This window comes from Pseudomonadota bacterium (genome assembly GCA_010028905.1).
Classification (GTDB): Bacteria; Vulcanimicrobiota; Xenobia; order RGZZ01; family RGZZ01; genus RGZZ01.
Window position 1 is genome coordinate 1 of the sequence record RGZZ01000747.1, and the last position, 1,650, is coordinate 1,650.

Annotated in this window: 2 protein-coding genes; one reads left to right on the plus strand and one right to left on the minus strand. The window is 69.2% G+C overall.

Features of this window, described 5'->3' with window-relative positions; genetic code table 11:
* Positions 1–971: hypothetical protein (locus EB084_24925; GenBank protein NDD31508.1), on the plus strand; the 971-nt coding region annotated here is incomplete at its 5' end.
* 16 nt (positions 972–987) lie between these two features.
* On the opposite strand, the gene EB084_24930 is transcribed toward EB084_24925, so the two are convergent.
* Positions 988–1,614, minus strand: coding sequence for a hypothetical protein (locus EB084_24930; protein NDD31509.1), 627 nt, complete (start codon positions 1,612–1,614; stop codon positions 988–990).
* Between the last annotated feature and the right edge of the window lie 36 nt (positions 1,615–1,650).

Sequence of the window (1,650 nt, forward strand, 5' to 3'; positions counted from 1 at the left end):
CGGCTGCCTTCGTCTGCGCCGTGCCCCTGGCCCTGGCTGGCGGCTGCCTTGCCCGCATTCTCGGCGCCAGGGATGATGCCGAACATGCCGTCACGGGCCTGCTGCTCGCCTTGCCGATGGCGGTCGTCTCGGGGGCGGTGGCTGCGGTGTTCCCCTGCTCGGTGGAAGGCCTGCGACTGAATGACGTGACGCTGGATGCACGTCTTGCGGCTTCTCCCATCGCCGTGGCGTGCGTGACGTTCTGTCTGGCGCTGCTTGCGGGTACCGTGGGCGCGATGCTGCGACAGCTCGTTCGTGTGTGGCGCCACGGTGGGCGAGCCCTCATTCCCCGGTACCTCTCCATCGGGGCTGCTGTGCTCTGCGGGCTCGTCGTGGCCGTGACGCTGAGCACGATGAGCAGCGTGTCTGGGCTCGGGGTGCACCGCCCGCCCCCGAAAGGGGCAAGGGAGGTTGCGGCGTACGTCGGTCCGGTTCAGCAGGCTGCGCTGTGCCTCGGGAGCCTTCCGCTATACATCGGGTCCTGGGTCGAGGTCCGCGCCGCGCTCACGAATCCGGCGGGGCCACCGGTCGCCCTCTGTGTCCCCGTGGAGATCGAGGAGAAGACGAAGGTCGAGGTCGGCAGCGCCACAGCCGAAGGCGCGCCGCTGAGCGGCAGCGGCATGCCGTGCGCCTTGACCTTGTTCGGCGCGAGCTTCGTCGCGGGACTTGCGCTGCGCGTTCTGCGACCAGACAACTCGGGGGGCGACGTGCTCTGGTGCGCGCTGATCTGCTACGCATCGATCGGTCTGGTTGTCTTCTGGTCTGGTGGCTGGGTGAGCGGACAGCTCGTGACCGCGGCCGGAGGAGGCGCGGTGTCGCTCTGGGGCGCGTGCGTCAGCGGCCTCGCGTTGAAGCTGCTGCCCTTCTTCCTGATGTTCTTCATGGGCGTCACGCTGGGTAGCGGGCGTTCGCGTGGGGGACGGGTCTGGTAGAAGGTCGCGGAGGAGGCTAGGGTCGGTGCGGAAACAGGCGCTGCCGAACGGCTTTGGCGCCGTTTGCGATGGCCTGGGCGATCTCGCGTCGGTTCTGCACCATCACGGCGGCATCAGCCAGGAAGCTGCCGGCCACCACCCCTGCGCTGCAGTGCATGCCGAGGCTTGCCGCCATGATCGATACCGCGGCCAGCTTCACCAGTCCGCTCTGCAGGTCTTGCTTCGAGTGGGTGTGTCGCGCATTGTAGAGGTCACGGGCTCCATCGAGGCCGATGGAGCTGCAGTGGCAGAGGCCATAGACGGCCACGGCCGAAGCCACGCTTGCCAGGCCGCTCGCCGCGGCGATGCCGGCGCCGAAGGTCACCATCGACGCGGTTCCGCGGGCCATGCCCGTCGCGATGTCGGCTGCGCCGTTGAAGCGCTGATGATGCGTCTCGGCCGTGCGCAGCTGCTTGAGGCCGTACCACACCTGCACCGCCGCACCCGCCGCGCCGAGGGCGATGCTTGCGTATCGCATGAGCTTCGTGGGGTCGGCCGGAGATGGGGGAAGCGCGGTCTCGGGCGTCTCTCTCGCGAGCGCAGTGGGGGCGGGCGAGGGTGCGTGACGTGGACGGGGTGGCGCGACCAGGGCAGCTGTGATCACGGCGCGCTCTTCCCGCGATCTGCCTTCTCCGGAACG